The sequence below is a fragment of the Paenibacillus sp. 22594 genome (assembly GCF_052044425.1).
In the GTDB taxonomy this organism is placed as follows: domain Bacteria; phylum Bacillota; class Bacilli; order Paenibacillales; family Paenibacillaceae; genus Paenibacillus_AQ.
This window is the reverse complement of record NZ_JBQENA010000001.1, coordinates 1,494,760-1,511,858: the sequence shown is the minus strand read 5'-3', so window position 1 is coordinate 1,511,858 and position 17,099 is coordinate 1,494,760. Positions and strand designations below refer to the sequence as shown.

Below are 17,099 nucleotides of genomic sequence, written 5' to 3'. Positions count from 1 at the left end.
GAGTTATAATTGAGTACTTTGAAAGGAATGCCCCTAGAGGGATGCACCTCTTATGAGGGGCATTCCTTTTTGACATATAGGATAAAATGGAAAATGACTAAAATATATAAAGATTCTGTGGTAATTTCTAAAGAAAACTAAGAAATTATACCTAAACTGCCGATATAAATAGGAGCGAACGCTTACATATGTCTTCTATTCTAACTGGCAGGTGATTATGATGGTTGCTCCTAAACGGGAGAGCAATGGGGAAGAGCGGAAAGAGAGAAGGATGAAATTGTCGAAGAAGAATAAGTCCAATAAGAAACCGCCGTCGAACGTCCAGAAATCTGAGCCAAACCTTACAGATGCAGTACAGGAAGCAGTTAATAAAGCTGCGCCAGCCAAAAAACGTATAGGCTCAGGTCTTTCTGTTAAGGGTATGCTGCATAGTTCGGTAAGTCAGGTCAAGAGAGTCAATCCCAATAAGTCGGTTGGGGTTAAGCTGTTCCTGATCTTTTTATCCTCCATTGTGGTAGTTGTATTGGCTTTAGGGCTATTGTCCTATAATAAAGCTAAGAACACCATTAAGGATAATGTGTCGGAAGCTAACCGCCAGACGATTATCCAGACCTCGGAGAAGCTTGATATTACATTGAAGCAATATGAAAATTTGGCCATGCAGCTCTTTTTTGATCCGCAAATGCAGAACAATCTGACAGATCTGGCCTCTGCGCAATCCAGTTACGATAAATTCGTGGCTACGGATGCGTTGAATAAAAAGCTATCCAGCCAGACGACTACAGACGCTAATATTGTGGCGATTACACTGGTTCCGACTTCCCCAGGTTTTGATATTATCACAAGTGGAAGCTCCAGCATGCAGTTGGATAGTGTAAAAGATCAGGAATGGTTCAAAACAGCGGTTGCAAATGCAGAGAATTATAAGAACTATTATTCCACAGAGGAAAAATCGGCACAGAATTATTGGTTCCCTACATCCGTAGCAGGAGAAAACGGGAAGAATATTGCGATGGTCAGAGTGCTGAAAAATCTTGGAGCCAATTCAGGATATGTGATTATGCTAGAACTGAAGAATTCACTGCTGGAGGAAGCCTTCAAGAGCGTAACACTCGGAGACGGCTCACGGATTCAGCTCGTTGCACCCGATGGAACCGTAGTGGCCTCCTCCATCCCTGAAGAGGATGGTAAGGTATCAGAGCTTGGATTTATTAAAGAAAGCAAGACCAACAGTAAGAGTGAGGATGCCACGGATTCAAAAGGCGAAGACGTTTTGGCTGTCTACAATCCTATGACCAAAGCGGACTGGAAGCTGACAGGTATTGTCCCTACCGGTGAACTGGTGAAGGCTGCTACTCCAATCCTGTTCACAACATTTATGGCTGCTGTTGCTGCTGCGGTGCTGGCCGTTCTGGTCGGTATTGTAATGGTACGGATGATTGCCCGCCCACTGGCACGTTTGAAGGATCTTATGGTGGAAGGCGCAAAGGGCGACCTGAGTGTACGCACGGAATATGTATCCAAGGATGAAATCGGTGAATTGTCTGCATCCTTTAATACAATGATGGAGCGGATCACCGAACTCGTTGCCCAGACGACGGATACCGCACGCGAAGTGCTGGAAACCGCCGGAGAGCTTGGAGATGCTTCCCGCAAGACGGCAATTTCCGCTAAGGAAATCGCGGCAGCTACCGAAGAGATTGCCGGTGGCGCCGGAAGTCTGGCGCAAGAGGCTGAGCGTGGCAATGAGCTCACGGATCTGATTGGAACTCAGATGCAGAGCGTCATCACAGCGAATGCCGAGATGGATGAAGCGGCCCGCGGAGTGGGAGAAGCCAGCGGTCAAGGTGCAAAGCAGCTGGAAGAGCTGCTGACGCAGACCAGCCGTACGGGTGAGATGACTACTGCGCTGGTTGATCGGGTCAACAATTTGAAAGACACGGTATTCTCGGTCATCAAAGTACTGGATGTGATGAAGAATATCACACAGCAGACGAATATCCTGTCGCTCAATGCCACGATCGAGGCAGCAAGAGCGGGTGAAGCTGGACGCGGATTTATGGTCGTAGCCGATGAGGTCCGGCAGCTGGCTGACCAATCCAAACAGTCCATCGCCGTCGTCGCCGGCATTACCGATAAGATTATTACGGAAATGAATGAGACAGTGGCAGTATTGTCCGAGGTTGCACCGCTCTTTAAACAGCAGATGACTTCGGTGAAGAGCACCAGTGATATCTTTGTATCCGTACAAGGACAAATGGAAGATTTCATATCCAGCCTGGAGTCGGTTACCGGAGCCATTGACAGTCTAAATCATTCGCAGGGTGTCTTGTCGGATGCCATGGGCAATGTAAGTGCAGTGGCTCAACAGTCTTCGGCCACCTCGGAAGAGGTTGCTTCCTTGAGCAATGAACAGCAGAATGTCAGCGATCAGCTCGTTGCGCTGTCCGGCAAACTGGAAAGTGTCTCAACCCAGCTGAAAGACAAGCTTTCACTGTTTACGATTAAATAAAGAAAAAGAGTTTCCAAGATCTAATGAACAAGCGTTCCGCAAGCCGGCAATCGGCAGCGGGGCGCTTTTTTTTGCAAGATATTCAAAGCTTGGGAATGTAAATTCCTTGTACATCAGGGAACTAACACGTATAATTATTTTGTTAGGGGATTGTTATTTTTTCTTGAAATGTTAGGTGAAGCTGGAACAAGGAGAAGGACCGAATGAAAGTAAAACGCAGTTACACCTGGTGGTCCTATGTGGGAGACATGAGCATGGAACGCAAGTTGCTCCTGGTCTTCCTGATTATTATTACGCTTCCGCTTTCGTTCATTAGTGTGATCAGCTTCAAGAGCTACTCCGAATCGATTCAGGCGAACACCGTTGCCTATTCAGAGAAGCTGATTGACCAGATGATGGATTCCATTGATGACTACATAGAGGATATGAAACGGATTTCGTCCATGCCTGCCTATGTAAACGATATCAAGCAGAATTTGATCCGCTCGAACCGCTACTATGAACAACAACAGATGATGGAGAGCAAGGGGAACAGCACTCAGGTTGCTCCTGGCGACTTCGATTTACTCCTGTCCATTCAGCGGGGTATTGAAGGGAATATCTCCTTCATTAACAATATTAAGCGGGGAACCAATTCGGTATATATTTTCGACGGCTACGGCAATGGATATTATTCTGCCAAGGATGGCGGTGTTCGTCTGGATCTGAAACAGAGCTACAAATTTTGGAGCGAGCAGGCCAAGAATTCCAGTGGCGAGGCGCTGCTCTTTGGCACCCAGGCGTATACGAGTAATCTGCAGAGCACCCGCTATGCTTTCACTGTGGTCCGCAAAATTGTTGACGGGCTGTGGAATCCGATTGGACTGATTGCAGTTGAAGCCAACATCAGCAATCTGGAAAATCAGGTGGCCGAGCTGGATACCGTAACCCACGGTAAGTCAATCATTGTGGATGAGGACGGCAAAGTGATTTTTGACAGCGAGCAGAGACTTCTGACGACCGATATTTCCCATACCAGCTTGTTCCGTCAGGCTTCAGGCAATGCCGGGAGTTTTTATGATACCGTGTCAGGCGAGGAACGGCTTAATATTTATTCAAGCTCTTCCAAGACCAACTGGAAGGTCATCATTTCTATTCCTGTGGATGAGCTAACGCGCGGGGTGAAGCTGACCCGTAACGCTACCTTTGCCGCTACCCTGATTATTATCGTACTGGCGCTGATCATTTCGATTATTCTGTCGTTTGCCTTAACCAAACCGCTAACCCAAATGATCGAGCTGATGAAAAAGGTGCAGAACGGCGATCTGGATGTGACTTTCCGCGTCAGACGGCGGGATGAGATTGGCCTGCTCGGCCATCAATTCAACCGGATGCTGGCCCGTATCCGGCAGCTGATTCAGGATATATACCGGATTGAGGAACAGAAGAAAGAAGCAGAGCTGCAGGCGCTGCAGAGCCAGATCAATCCGCATTTTATATACAATACTTTGGAATCCATCCGTATGACTGCAGAGATCAATGATGACGTGGAAGCCGCGGATATGATCTCCATTCTGGGCAAACTCCTGCGTTACAGCACCAGTGAGTTGTCCGGTATAACAACCATGAAGCAGGAACTGTTGTATGTCCGCAATTATGTCGAGCTGCTGGGCTGCCGGTATCCCGGAAGGTTCGTACTGCAGATCGATGTTCCCGAGACGCTGGACAACTACTCCATGATTAAGCTGGTTTTTCAGCCGATTATTGAGAATGCCGCTTACCATGGATTGGATGATACCAAGGACCAGATGCATCTGAGCATTAAATGCGAAGTGACAGAGCACAAGCTTCTGTTCCATATCCGGGATGACGGCTGCGGGATGGAACAGGCTACACTCGATAAGCTGAGCGACAGTCTGAAGCATGAAATGCCTCCGAAGAAAAGCATCAATGGCGGGATTGGGATGAAAAATGTTCATCAGCGGATACAGCTTCATTACGGAGCGGCCTATGGTATTGAGGTCTTTAGTGAGGCGGGAGTAGGGACGGATGTGATTTTATCTCTGCCGCTGCTGAGCCCGCTAGACCAGGAAATGAAGGGAAGAGAATAGAGGAGGAATCCGCTTGAAACGGATGAAATTACGTTGGCCCATGCACACCATCCTGCTGCTGTTCCTGCTGTCTGCCGGCTGTGACAGCCAAGGCAGTCAACAAGCATTGCCCTCACCATCTCCGGCTGGAGGCGATAGTCCGCCCGAATTGTCCGGTACCATCGTAATGCTGACGAACCGGATCGATCTGATTGAGAACGGGACGTTCAAAGGCTACGCCGATAAGTTCAATAAGAAATATCCGGGAGCCAATGTGGAATTTGAGGGTTTGTCCAATTATGCTACTGACATTCTGGTCCGCCTGTCTACCAAGGATGCGGGGGACGTGCTGCTGCTTCCGGTGAACCTGCCGGCTAAAGAGCTGGGACTTTTTTTTGAACCCTTGACCGATGAATTGGCTGCACAGGAGAAGTTCACCACCTTCGCCACGTATGACGGCAAAAGATATGGGTTGTCCACCGGCACCACTACGAGCGGAATTGTCTACAACAAGCAGGCTTTTAAAAAAGCCGGGATTGAGAAGGTACCTCAAACGCTTAATGAATTCTATGCAGCCAGCGCCAAGCTGAAACAGGCAGGCATTATCCCGCTCTATATGAATTACGGTGCTGTCTGGCCGCTGCGGGATTGGGGCGACAACCTGGTTAATTATATGTCAGGCAATCCTGATTACCTGAACAATATGGTACATGAGGACAGTCCCTGGAAGATCGGCAATGAATGGGGCCAGGCGCTTGAGATTGCCAGGACCATGCTTGCCAAAGGTTATGTGGAGGATCAGCTGTTCTCAAATAACTGGGAGATCTCCAAGACCATGCTGGCCAAGGGGGAAGCAGGGATGTATCTTCAGGGGAACTGGACGATCCGACAGATTCTGGATGCCGGTGCGAAGTCAGAGGATATTGGCTTTTTCCCGTTCCCTTATGATAATAGTACCAGCCACAACGCCCTGCTGAATCCCGATTGGTTCATAGGGGTGAGCAGGTATAGCAATAACAAGGAGCTTGCGATGGCCTGGGTGAAGTTTTTTGTAACAGAAACCTCTTATACCACGAACTCGGGATTTCTGCCGGCTGACGACACGGAGGAGCCCTCGATGCCGCAATACAGCGAGTTTCTCTCCTATCATCCCAAGCTGATCGAGGCTACTGTGCAGTCAGACGCCTTCATCGACATGTCGAACCGGGCGAAGCTGTCCTTCTGGTCAGGAGATTATATTCAGGAGCTGCTCGCTGCACCGGATTTACAAAAGGCTTTTGACGTATTAAATGAGAAGTGGAAAGAAGCACGGGCAGGCCAATAAGCTTCTCCCGGACCACAGGCGGCTGCTGTGCAATCAAGATAATCTGGAGGTATTTCCTATGGCAAAAAAAGTGACCATGCAAAAGATCGCCGACCACCTCGGTGTATCCAAGTTCGTAGTCTCCAAATCGCTTTCCGGAAAAGGAGGCGTCAATGAAACCACCCGGGAGCGGGTCATTCAAGCTGCGTCACAGCTGGGGTATTTTACTCAGAAGAATGCATATGTGCAAAATGTGAAACGCCCGTCTCCGGTGTCCGGCAATGACCGGGGCAAGCAATCTGTGCTCGTTCTGATGCCGAATATCCGGGCGCAGACCCAGGATTCCCTCTATTGGGGGAAAATTATCGATGGCATCGCGCTGGCTCTTGATCAGGAAGGCCTGGGCATGGTCATTGTCTCGGAGCACCGCGCCGATAACTTCATCCATATTCTCAATCCGAGCGGTCTGCTTGGTCTAGTGGGGGTGGGGCAGATTTCCACTTCACTCCTGCTAGAGGTGCACCGCATCGGCCTGCCGATGGTGCTGATTGACCATGAGGACCCGCTCATTCCCAGCGATACCGTGTTCGCCAACAACATTGATTCCATGACCCGGCTCAGCAACCATCTGATGGGTATCGGACATACGCTGTTTCATTTTATCGGCAATATCCGTTATTCCCGGAGTTTCCGTGATCGCTGGATCGGCTTCCGAAGTGCCCTAGAGGAGAATGATATGAAAACGCCAGCCGGTGACGACGAGATGCTGCTGCTGGGGGGCATGGATGACGGCTCGTTCCGTGATGAATTCAAGCTCTGGATAACCAAACGCAAAAAAGCCAAAAACCTGCCGACCGCACTTATCTGTGCCAACGACTCCACGGCCCTGTCCGTGTGTGAAGTCCTTAGAGAAGAAGGGGTATCCATCCCCGCTGATATTTCCGTTACGGGTTTTGATAATATTGAGGATGCCATGCGCGGCGTTCCGCCGCTCACAACCGTACATGTGCCCAAGGAAGCTATGGGCCGGGCCGCGGTGGAGAAGCTGCTGAGCCGTATCCACAACCCGTCTGCGCCGCTGGAAAAAATTCTGATCTCCGCTGATATTGTCCACCGGGATTCGGTGGCAGGACCGCGGGAGTAGCAAGCATTCAGCTATCTTTTATGAACAGGGAGGTTGATGAATTGACAGCAGCGCTTATAGACCCGACAACACTCAAAGACTGGATTATGCCGCATTCGTTCCAGTGGTATGCCGGGCTGGGAAGTCTCACCGGGAAATACGCCTATCCCTGGAATTCAACGATCACGGGGCCGGATGCAGAGCAGATATTTGCGCAGGAGGTCGCCGGAATGGTTCCGGGGAAAAAAGTGCTCGACGTTGGCTGCGGCCATGGCGATTTTACGATTGGGTGGAGTCCTGTTGTCCAGCACATAGTCGGCCTTGATGTTACAGCCGATTTTATACATACCGCGAACAGCACTGCCCCTGCCAATGTGTCCTTTGTTACGGCTAATACCAAGATCAGGCTCCCTTTTGAGCAGAATGAGTTCGATTGTGCGTATAACCGTAAAGGGCCCACATCCGCATACCCTGAGCTAACCAGAATTATTCGAAAAGGAGGACAGCTGATTGCTCTCCACCCCGGTGACCGGTTGTCTCCTGAATTGTCAATCCTGTTCCCTGGGTTGTATGGTCCACGGCAGGAAGGGACTCCAGTATTGGACAAGATTAAGCAGCGGCTTGATGCGAGCGGATTTGCTGAAGCTGAAATAGAGACGGTGCTCAGTACACAGTACCTGCATGGGCCTATAGACATTGTACGACTTCGCTGCTTTGGGCAAACGTCTGCCGTACATGAAATGGTTATGGAGAGCAGTCTGCCAGAGATCAGCCGGATCTTCGCTCAGCATCAGACTGCCCATGGCCTGCCGACCACGGTAGAATATTACATCGTGCGGGCTACAGTTTAGAGTAGTCGGTGGCCGGAAACGCTGCTGAAACAGGATGGAAAATGGAGGGGGATATGATGAAACCGAAGTTAGTTCTGGTTGAGGGGCTACCAGGTTCCGGCAAAACAACAACGGCTCAAGTGGTTCATGAAATCCTTACGGAAATGAATCTTAAATCCCAACTGTTTTTAGAAGGGGATCTGGAGCATCCGGCTGATTATGATGGAGTCGCCTGTTTTAAGAAAAGTGAATTCGATGAATTATTGAGTACCTATGAAAAGTGTAGAGATTTGTTGAGTAATCATGTGATTATACATGGTGATAATTACTTCCTGGAATATCGGAAGATGAAAAATAAATTCGGGTCAACTTTCCCGGATGAATTACTGGATACAGTCGCTAAAAATGATGTGTATGAATTGCCGCTGGATCAGCACAGGAAACTGATAGCAGAGCGATGGGAGAAGTTTGCGGCAAATGTGATGAATGGCTCAGATACCTATATTTTTGATTGTTGTTTTATACAAAACCCTGTAACCATGGGGATGATTAAATATGGCGCAAAGAGGCAAGACGTTATTAGTTATGTTACAGAACTGGCTACGATTGTTGAGCGTCTGAATCCACTGTTGATTTACGTGAAGCAGAACGATCCTGATTATTCATTCAGAAAGGCTGTTGAAGAAAGGCCGAAAGAATGGTCTGAGGGATTTATTGAATATTATACAAGCCAAGGGTATGGGAAAAAACAGGGTTGCACAGGGTTAGAAGGAACTTTACAGGTTCTGAAGGCAAGAAGTGGATTGGAAGAAGAAATACTGAACAGCATCAAAATGGCCACGGAAATAGTGGATAACTCTTCTTATGATAAAAACGAATATAAGCAAATTTTAGTGGGGATTGTATCAGAATATTTCACTAACTTATAACAAAGACGGCCCAGTGGAATTCCACTGGGCCGCCTTTTACCTCTGCTTACTCTCTTATAAAAGAACTTCAGAAAATAACATTAAGGGTGAAGTAACGGAGGGGAAGTTTGGAACTGAAGGAGCGATAGCGGCCGGAAGTCCAAACATTCCCCGCAGTTACGTCGACACCCGACATGCTAGGCTTTCAGGTTCATTTTAACATTCCGGTCAATCATCGCAATCCGCTGCTGCACGCACGCATAGGAGCGAAGCGGGTCTTCAGGTGTATTCAGCACATAATCCAGCATCTGGTCAACCGTTGTGGTAGCCACGTGGATGCGGGTGTCGGAGGACGCATAATAGATGTAGATGTCTCCGTTATCCCGTGCGATCACACCGTTGCAGAATACAACGTTGGATACATCGCCAACACGTTCTTCGCCATCGGGAGCGATGAAATGTCCGCCTGGTGCATGCGTGACTTTATTAGGCTCTTCCAGATCGGACAGGAAGGCATACAGCACATAGCGCAGCCCTGCGGCGGTGTTGCGGACACCGTGAGCGATGTGCAGCCAGCCGCGTGGTGTTTTGATTGGCGCCGGGCCTTGGCCGTTCTTCACTTCTTTGATCGTATGGTAGTAACGCTGGTCCATGATGGACTCGCTCGTAATTACAGCGTTCTCGATGGTATCCGACAAACCCCAGCCAATGCCGCCGCCGGAACCGGCGTCGATGAATCCATCCTGCGGACGGGTGTAGAAGGCATACTTGCCGTCAACAAACTCAGGGTGCAGCACCACATTGCGCTGCTGTGCAGAGCCGGTCTTCAGGTCAGCAAGGCGTTCCCAGGTCTTCAGATCCTTGGTACGGGTAATACCGCATTGGGCAACTGCGCTGGACAGATCGCCGTGAGGGGCATCAGGGTCTTTGCGTTCGGTGCAGAACAGGCCATAAATCCATCCGTCCGCATGCTTCACGAGGCGCATGTCATAGACGTTGATATCCGGGTCTTCCGTTTCAGGCAGCACTACCGGGTGATCCCAGAAGCGGAAGCCGTCCACGCCACTGTCGCTTTCGGCTACAGCGAAGAAGGATTTGCGGTCATTGCCTTCTACACGGGCAACAATATAAAATTTGCCGCTGAGCTCAATGGCTCCGGGATTGAAAATACCGTTAACCCCGATTCTTTCTGCGAAATAGGGGTTGGTCTCCGGATTGAAGTCGTAGCGCCAGATCAGCGGTGCGTGTTCGGCAGTGAGCAGCGGGTACTGGTAGCGGTCATAGATGCCGTTGCCGTAAGGAACCTTCTCATTTTTGCGGCCAATCAGTGCCTCGTAGCGCTCCGTAAGCTTCTGTTTGCGTTCTTGAAAGTTTGCAGTCATTTTATTTTGTCTCCTTTATGGTGGATGTTGAGGTAAGGCGTCCGATCATTTCGAAGCAGGCTCTGCTGTTATGATATGGACATTTCCAGGCGCTGACCTTGGGTGCATGGGCTAGCGGCTGCAGGGCTTCGTCAATCCCCCAATACCATTCGCCATACTTGTGGTCGACGATATATTTGTCAGTGAACGCCCAGGCATTCTCGGCAGCTTCCAGGAAGCGTTGATCATCCGTCAACTGGTACGCATTGTAAAAGCCCACAATGGCTTCAGCCTGCGGCCACCAGTCTCTTGACTCTTCAGACGTGTCAATGAATCCGTTCTTGTCCGCTTCATTCCAGATTCCGCCATCCTCAGCAATGCCTTCGGCAAGCACGGCGTCGGCCATGGAAATAGCCACCTTGCGCACACGCTCAAGCAGATCTTCATCTCCAAGCACTTCTGCGGCTTCAACCAGCAGCCAGCTCCCTTCGATGTCGTGGCCAAAAGATATGCTCTCGGATTTGACATGCCACTCTTCGTCCAGGAACAGGTGGAAATGTTTGCCGTCGGCATCAATGATATGCTCCAGCATCGTTTCAATCAGTTCGGCCAGCTTGCTCTTCAGTTCTTTCGATTTCCATACCCGGTACAGGCCGGTATAGCCTTCCAGCACATGCAGATGGGTATTCATGGATTTCTTCTCGTTCATATCCTTCGAGCTGAGACTCAGATTATCTGTCATTTGCCATTCACGGGACAATGCTTCAATATAACCTTTATAAATGGGATCATAGCCGTATTTCTCTACCATATGGAACAGGTCAATCGCTTGCTGCAGCGCATCAGCACGTCCCGTAGCATGGTGGAATTCAGCAAGCGCATATATGGCAAAAGAATGGCCGTAGATTTGTTTCTTCGGCTGGGAAGGGACTCCATGCGCATCCACCATCCAGAACAAACCGCCATGCTCTTCATCTATGAAATGCTGGTTAAGATAGTCGTAGGCACGTTCAGCCATCTTTAAGTATTCAGCTGTGCCATACAGGCGGTAAGCGCTCGCAAATGTCCATAGAATCCGCGCATTGAGCACAAGGCTTTTCTCGGCACCGGCAATGACATTCATCTGGTTGTCGATCTCGCCCACAAAGCCGCCATGTGCTTCATCCAGTGTGTGTTCCATCCAGAAGCGCAAAATATTACCCTTCAGCTCCTCCTCCAGCTCGTTCAGCCATACCTGAGGTGAATTCTTCATTTTGTTGTAGTTCCTCCTTTAAGTTTTGTAAGCATCTGCTTACAGTATTACTTCGTACAACACCCGCTTTTGAAGCAAAAACTTAAGTGGTAGTCTTGGAACTGTAATACTCCTTAATAACACCTGCCGCCGATTTCCCGTACATGCAGTAGTCATCGTTCACTGCCGCCGTCTCCAGTGGATAAAGGCGCGCCGGCCAATCCCAGAGCATAAAGCCCTGGACCCATTCCCGGCCCTCACAGCTGCGGAACATGGCCTCATAAAAGCGCTTTTGTTCCTCCTCGCTCGGTTCACCCTTCAGTGACCAGTCGTTTGGAATGGCGGCACTGCCGATGCGGCTTGGGCAGCCCGCTTCCATGAAGAAGAAGGGCTTGCCAATGCGTTTCACCACTGCCTCAATCCGGTCAAGCTGCGCTTCCCAATCCGACTCGGGGTAATAGCCGCTCGAAGAAATTACATCCAGGGCATCCCACCAGGTCACATTGTCCTCTTGATACTTGTCGCAATTATAAGTAAGGATTCCGCTGTATACGGTGCGCACTTCTGCAATCAAGGCCCGCCACTCTGCAGCCCGTCTGTCGGACATGACCAGCTCGCAGCCGATGCAGAACATCTCGCAACCGCTTTCTTCTGCGATCGCGGCAAAATGCAAAATAAAGGCAGTGTAAGAACTGAACCAGTCCGACCATTTGGGCTCGCAGGGAACATCCTTATCAAAGAAATTGATGTGAGCGCGCCAAGTGCCGTCTGCACAATTTACAATCGGTTTCAGGCATACCTTCAGACCAAGCGAGTGCGCCTTGCGGATTGCCCAAAAGACCTCATCGTCGGTAACTGTGGGTTTATCCCCATAGGGAATTTCCGTGGATTGCGGAGTAGCCTGAACCGCACTTAGAGCGATAGCCGTCCAGTTCGCTCCAGTGACCGACTTCATAAGCTCCATTGAAGCTTCAGCCTCTTCATTTGCCCAGGTCCCGCGTGTGCCCATGAAACCCCAGGTAACGCCTCCGACATATTCATTCTGCAGTGACATCTCAGTAACCTCGCTTTGTCGGAATAGTAGGATAAAGGGATCGAAACATTTAGGTATTTTGTTATCTTGTTATTATTATTTTGTTATTTAACAATAACAACAATATAATTTAGTTATAACCCTTTTCGGGAGTGATTTCAAGGATAAAATGGGCAAAGTAAATTCAAGACTAGAAAAGTACATTAGAGCACATATGCTAATAAGAAAATGAAGCTTATAATTGATAATGATAGCGCAAACATTTGTGGCAGTAACTAGACTGGAGGCGATTTGTGGTGATCAGGGTCATGATTGCGGACGATGAGGAAGTGATTCGCCGTGGGCTTGAGAAAATCACTTCCAGAATGGATTTGGAAGTTGAGGTTATCGGTTCCTACGGCAACGGGCTGGAGGCCTGGAATCATCTGCGGGAGCTCAGCCAGAATGATATAGACCTTCTTATTACAGACATTAAGATGCCAAGAATGGATGGCTTCAAGCTGATTGAAGAGGTCAGAGGGCATCTGAAGCATCTCCCCATAGCGGTATTGAGCGGGTTCAGTGAATTCGAATATGCCCGCCGGGCCATGCGGCACGGAGTGCTCGATTATTTGCTTAAACCCATTGAGAAGGCCCAGCTTTACGATTTGCTGAAAAGTGTGGAAGAGAATAAAAAGCTTCAACTTGTAGAGGCAGAGCCGGAAGGTACAGCGCAACTGGCCCCCGAGGGTGGGGAACATTATGTGGTTGAACAGACCAAAAGTATCCTGGAGAAGGAATACGGCCATAACTTTGAACTCGAACGGTTGGCGGAGACGGTGGGAATGAACGCGAGCTACATCAGCCGGTTGTTCAAATACAAGACAGGTCAGACGATTACAGACTATCTGATAGGCATTCGCATCGCCAAGGCCAAGGAACTGCTGATCGGTCAGCCGGATTTGAAGAATTACGAAATTGCTGAACGGGTCGGCTACAGTGATCCGGTATATTTTAATAAGCTGTTCAAAAAAATGTGCGGCATGACGCCGAAGGATTATAAGAGCCGTTGCAGATAGATGGAGGAGCGGCCGAGATAATCATGGTCGAGAAAAATCTTATAATACAAATTTAGCCCCGCTTTGCTGCGGGGCTATTCTGCGTGTACTGTATGAAGGCGGATTCCCTGCAATGGGGAGATTTCCTTTTTCTTCATATAATAGTAGATAACAAATTGGATATATAAAAAACAAAAATAACAAATTGAAGACCAGAAAAAACAATTGAAACCATCGTTTTGGGTTTGGAAACGATTTATAATGTGTTTGTAAGCGATAACATCATCACTTTTCAAACGAAATAGAGAATCAACTGATTTTTCTGGAGTAAAATCGTTAATTTGTGGTGATTATTGTTAGTGTTTTGTTATTATTTGGTTCAAGGTTCAAAATGAAGAGAGGGGTCAAAAAAACAATGAAGAATACCAAAGCAGTTACTAGTCTGGCAGCACTAACACTGATGGCGGGTTTGTTCGCAGGTTGTTCATCGAACAACAATAACACAGACAATGCTGCAGCAACCAATGCAGGCAATACTGGAACAAACACCGAGGCAACAGCAGCGCCTGAAGGTGACGCAGCCAAGGATATCAAAGGGGATATCACGGTCATCACACAAAGAACGGATATTGTTGATACCGTATTCAAAGACTATGCAGCCAAATTCAATGAGAAATATCCGAATGTCAAAGTAAACTTTGAAGCGCTGTCCAGCTACGAAGATCAGATTAAAATCCGCATGAGCACAAATGATTACGGCGATGTTCTGCTGCTGCCTACAAGTGTAGCCATCAAAGACCTGCCGGACTTCTTTGAGCCGCTGGGTAAAATGTCCGATCTGGAGAAGCAATATACCGGGCTGGAAGAACGCAGTGTAGATGGTATCTCTTACGGGATTCCGATCACAGTTAACTTCTCCGGTGTCATCTACAACAAACAAGTATTCAAGGATGCCGGAATTACTGAGGTTCCAAGAACGTTTGACCAGTTCTCTGCTGCGCTGAAGAGCATCAAGGACAAAACGGACGCAGTTCCTCTCTATACGAACTACGCTGCCGGTTGGACACTGACACAGTGGGAAGCGGATCTGGCTACCGTAGCCGGAAATCGTGATTATGTAAATATCGGACAAGTAGCATCGGACGATAACTTCGTTCAAGGCCAGCCGCACTACGACTTGTACAAAGTATTGTATGACGCTGCCAAGAATGGCCTGATTGAAGAAGACCCTACGACTACAGACTGGGAATCTTCCAAGGCTGACCTGGCTAATGGCAAAATCGGTACCATGATGCTGGGATCTTGGGCAATCGGTCAAATCAAAGGCCTGGCAACCAACCCTGACGATGTAGGCTTTATGCCTTTCCCAACTAACGCCGACAAAGTTTTGGTTCCACTGTCTGACGACTATAACCTGGGTGTAAGCATCCACAGCAAAAACAAAGAAGCTGCAAGAGCCTGGGTGGACTGGTTCATCAACGAATCCGGCTATCCTACCACTGAAGGCGGCGGCATGAGCCCGGTTAAAGGCGCTGAGCTTCCGGAAATCCTGAAACAATTTAATGGTACGGATGTAACGTTTGATACGATTGCCCCTGCAAAAGCCGGTGAAGAAGGCTGGGTTGATGCCATCGACAAAGAAGCTGAAATTGGCCTCTGGCAGCCTGACTTCAAGAAAGTGATCATCGAAGCAGCGATCGGCAACAGAAAAGATTCCTATGACGACATTATGAAAGATCTGAATGATAAATGGAAAGCTGCAAGAGCCAAAGTAACGGCAGCTAAGTAAATTTTGATCATACGCAGGAGTGAAGACAGATTGAAGAGAACGGGGAGATGCCGGAAGCGGCGTTTTCCCCTTCACTTTTGTGGTGTGGAGAAGGATTTGGAGTGATAAGCAGTCTTCTTAGGAGGTGTGGAGAGATTGTCCAACTTAAGTTATAAAAATCAGCGGATATTGATCATTGTTTTATTCTCATTAGTTCCGGTAGTTCTGTTGCTGACGTTCTCATATTTGCCTGTATTTAAAATGTTCCAGTACAGTTTCACAAGCTGGAATGGTCTTAGCAAAAACATGGAGTATATCGGCTTTGACAACTACAAGACGATTTTCACCAAACCAGAGTATTTCGCCGTGTTCAAGGTGAGTTTGTATTATTTCTTCGCCACCTTCGTCCAAATGGGGCTGGCGCTGTATTTTGCCACGATCTTAAGTTTTAATGTCCGCATGAAGAACTGGTTCAAAGGAATCCTGTTCTTTCCGACACTCTTGAACGGTGTGGCCATCGGATTTATTTTCCTGTTTTTCTTCAAGCCGGAAGGCACCCTGAACACCATCCTTGATCTCGTTGGACTTGGAGCCTGGCAGCAGAAATGGCTGCTCAATCCCCACCTGATCAATATCTCCCTCGCCTTTGCATCGGTATGGAGATATATGGGGATGAACTTTATCATCTTCCTTGGAGCGATTTCCTCCATCGGCAGTGATATTTACGAAGCTTCCGAAATTGACGGAGCCAACCGCTGGCACCAGTTCCGACACATTATTATTCCGAGCATCAAACGCATTCTGCAGCTCAATCTGATCCTCGCGGTAAGCGGAGCGATCGGTGTATTCGAAATTCCGTATGTCATGACCGGCGGTTCCAACGGCAGCGGCACCTTTGTCATCCAGACCGTCGATGTGGCCTTCAAATACAGCAAGCTGGGTCTTGCTTCGGCAATGGCCGTAGTGCTACTGGGTATTGTTGTTCTCGTCACCATTCTGCAGCGTGTTCTGATTAAGGAGGAGAAGTAAGAACTATGCATACTTTAAAATACAACGTAGCCTCTTTCTTCAAATACCTCAGTTTGATTTTGGGAGCGCTGATGGCCCTTATTCCGATTGCTGTCGTCTTTTTCGCTTCATTAAAAACGAATGAAGAGTATGCGACAACGGGTCCGCTTACCCTGCCGGAGAACTGGCTGAATTTCGCCAACTATACCAAAGCTTTTGTGGACGGGAATATGCTCCTGGGCTTCTTGAATACTCTTATTATTGTAGTCATTTCTATTGCCGGTGCTACACTTACCGGATCGATGATGGCATACATTCTGGCACGTTTCCGGTTCAAAGGCAGCAAGCTGCTGATGGGCGCTTTTCTGCTCGCGACGCTGATTCCCGGAGTTACGACACAGGTAGCCACCTTCCAGATCATCAACTCGCTGGAATTGTTCAACACCCGCTGGGCACCGATTCTGATGTACCTAGGTACGGATATTATCGCCGTCTATATATTCATGCAGTTCCTGGACTCTATATCCGAATCGCTTGATGAATCAGCAATGCTGGATGGAGCTTCATACTGGACAATTTACTGGAGAATTATCCTTCCGCTTCTGAGTCCGGCCATTGTAACGGTGATTATTGTGAAGGGCGTAAACATCTACAACGACTTCTATACCCCTTTCCTGTATATGCCAAAAAGCAGCCTGCAGGTGGTCTCCACCGCGCTGTTCAAATTTAAAGGTCCGTATGGTTCACAGTGGGAGGTTATCTGCGCCGCTATTATGATCGCCATTATCCCTACACTGATAGCCTTCATTGCTTTGCAGAAGTACATTTACAACGGTTTTGCCCAAGGGTCGGTAAAATAAAATCGGTTCTTCATTTAAATTATTCGCAGCACCGCTGCGCTCACGGAGGGAATTGT

13 protein-coding genes are annotated in these 17,099 nt (G+C 48.4%); 10 read left to right on the top strand and 3 right to left on the bottom strand.

The genetic code is table 11. The features are described from left to right. Positions 1–220 precede the first annotated feature (220 nt). The 6 genes from ACTJKB_RS06755 to ACTJKB_RS06730 all read left to right on the top strand — a co-directional run bounded on the left by ACTJKB_RS06755 (position 221) and on the right by ACTJKB_RS06730 (position 8,766). Positions 221–2,512, top strand: a complete 2,292-nt coding sequence (locus tag ACTJKB_RS06755) for a methyl-accepting chemotaxis protein (protein ID WP_440832643.1) — start codon at positions 221–223, stop codon at positions 2,510–2,512. A gap of 203 nt (positions 2,513–2,715) precedes the next feature. Beyond that, positions 2,716–4,602 carry a sensor histidine kinase gene (locus ACTJKB_RS06750; protein ID WP_440832642.1) on the top strand — a complete coding sequence of 629 codons (1,887 nt, stop codon included), beginning with the start codon at positions 2,716–2,718 and terminating at the stop codon, positions 4,600–4,602. 22 nt (positions 4,603–4,624) lie between these two features. Next, positions 4,625–5,905 (top strand): ABC transporter substrate-binding protein, encoded by a 1,281-nt coding sequence (locus ACTJKB_RS06745; protein WP_440832758.1) that lies wholly within the window; start codon positions 4,625–4,627, stop codon positions 5,903–5,905. A 58-nt stretch (positions 5,906–5,963) separates the two neighbouring features. Continuing rightward, positions 5,964–7,028 carry a LacI family DNA-binding transcriptional regulator gene (locus tag ACTJKB_RS06740; RefSeq protein ID WP_440832640.1) on the top strand — a complete coding sequence of 355 codons (1,065 nt, stop codon included), beginning with the start codon at positions 5,964–5,966 and terminating at the stop codon, positions 7,026–7,028. A gap of 41 nt (positions 7,029–7,069) precedes the next feature. Next, positions 7,070–7,858 carry a class I SAM-dependent methyltransferase gene (locus ACTJKB_RS06735; RefSeq protein WP_440832638.1) on the top strand — a complete coding sequence of 263 codons (789 nt, stop codon included), beginning with the start codon at positions 7,070–7,072 and terminating at the stop codon, positions 7,856–7,858. Between the two features lie 56 nt (positions 7,859–7,914). Further along, on the top strand, positions 7,915–8,766 hold the full coding sequence (locus ACTJKB_RS06730) for a hypothetical protein (RefSeq protein ID WP_440832637.1): 852 nt from the start codon (positions 7,915–7,917) through the stop codon (positions 8,764–8,766). Between the two features lie 176 nt (positions 8,767–8,942). Here ACTJKB_RS06730 and ACTJKB_RS06725 read toward each other — a convergent pair whose 3' ends face one another. From ACTJKB_RS06725 to ACTJKB_RS06715, 3 genes are all read right to left on the bottom strand, one after another. After that, on the bottom strand, positions 8,943–10,127 hold the full coding sequence (locus ACTJKB_RS06725; RefSeq protein ID WP_440832635.1) for a glycoside hydrolase family 130 protein: 1,185 nt from the start codon (positions 10,125–10,127) through the stop codon (positions 8,943–8,945). A 1-nt stretch (position 10,128) separates the two neighbouring features. Then, entirely contained in the window at positions 10,129–11,358 is a 1,230-nt protein-coding gene (locus tag ACTJKB_RS06720; RefSeq protein ID WP_440832633.1) for an AGE family epimerase/isomerase, read from the bottom strand. Between the two features lie 82 nt (positions 11,359–11,440). After that, positions 11,441–12,391, bottom strand: coding sequence for a glycoside hydrolase family 113 (locus tag ACTJKB_RS06715; protein WP_440832632.1), 951 nt, complete (start codon positions 12,389–12,391; stop codon positions 11,441–11,443). 275 nt (positions 12,392–12,666) lie between these two features. On the opposite strand from ACTJKB_RS06715, the gene ACTJKB_RS06710 reads away from it, so the two are divergent. The 4 genes from ACTJKB_RS06710 (at position 12,667) to ACTJKB_RS06695 (ending at position 17,043) form a co-directional block, all read left to right on the top strand. Continuing rightward, the gene (locus ACTJKB_RS06710; protein ID WP_440832631.1) at positions 12,667–13,428 is read left to right on the top strand and encodes a response regulator transcription factor; all 762 of its coding nucleotides are present in this window, start codon (positions 12,667–12,669) and stop codon (positions 13,426–13,428) included. A 394-nt stretch (positions 13,429–13,822) separates the two neighbouring features. Next, a complete protein-coding gene (locus tag ACTJKB_RS06705; protein ID WP_440832630.1) occupies positions 13,823–15,196 on the top strand; it encodes an ABC transporter substrate-binding protein in 1,374 nt (457 codons plus the stop codon). A gap of 126 nt (positions 15,197–15,322) precedes the next feature. Then, on the top strand, positions 15,323–16,204 hold the full coding sequence (locus ACTJKB_RS06700; protein WP_074084708.1) for a carbohydrate ABC transporter permease: 882 nt from the start codon (positions 15,323–15,325) through the stop codon (positions 16,202–16,204). A 5-nt stretch (positions 16,205–16,209) separates the two neighbouring features. Further along, complete coding sequence (locus ACTJKB_RS06695) at positions 16,210–17,043, top strand: carbohydrate ABC transporter permease (protein ID WP_440832629.1); 834 nt, start codon at positions 16,210–16,212, stop codon at positions 17,041–17,043. The last annotated feature ends 56 nt before the right edge of the window (positions 17,044–17,099 follow it).

Bases quoted from the DNA above. Each gene is read 5' to 3' on its own strand.
- ACTJKB_RS06715 (WP_440832632.1), bottom strand. From the start codon at position 12,391: ATGTCACTGCAGAATGAATATGTCGGAGGCGTTACCTGGGGTTTCATG.
- ACTJKB_RS06745 (WP_440832758.1), top strand. From the start codon at position 4,625: ATGAAATTACGTTGGCCCATGCACACCATCCTGCTGCTGTTCCTGCTG.
- ACTJKB_RS06705 (WP_440832630.1), top strand. From the start codon at position 13,823: ATGAAGAATACCAAAGCAGTTACTAGTCTGGCAGCACTAACACTGATG.
- ACTJKB_RS06725 (WP_440832635.1), bottom strand. From the start codon at position 10,127: ATGACTGCAAACTTTCAAGAACGCAAACAGAAGCTTACGGAGCGCTAC.
- ACTJKB_RS06695 (WP_440832629.1), top strand. From the start codon at position 16,210: ATGCATACTTTAAAATACAACGTAGCCTCTTTCTTCAAATACCTCAGT.
- ACTJKB_RS06740 (WP_440832640.1), top strand. From the start codon at position 5,964: ATGGCAAAAAAAGTGACCATGCAAAAGATCGCCGACCACCTCGGTGTA.
- ACTJKB_RS06755 (WP_440832643.1), top strand. From the start codon at position 221: ATGGTTGCTCCTAAACGGGAGAGCAATGGGGAAGAGCGGAAAGAGAGA.
- ACTJKB_RS06750 (WP_440832642.1), top strand. From the start codon at position 2,716: ATGAAAGTAAAACGCAGTTACACCTGGTGGTCCTATGTGGGAGACATG.
- ACTJKB_RS06730 (WP_440832637.1), top strand. From the start codon at position 7,915: ATGAAACCGAAGTTAGTTCTGGTTGAGGGGCTACCAGGTTCCGGCAAA.
- ACTJKB_RS06720 (WP_440832633.1), bottom strand. From the start codon at position 11,358: ATGAAGAATTCACCTCAGGTATGGCTGAACGAGCTGGAGGAGGAGCTG.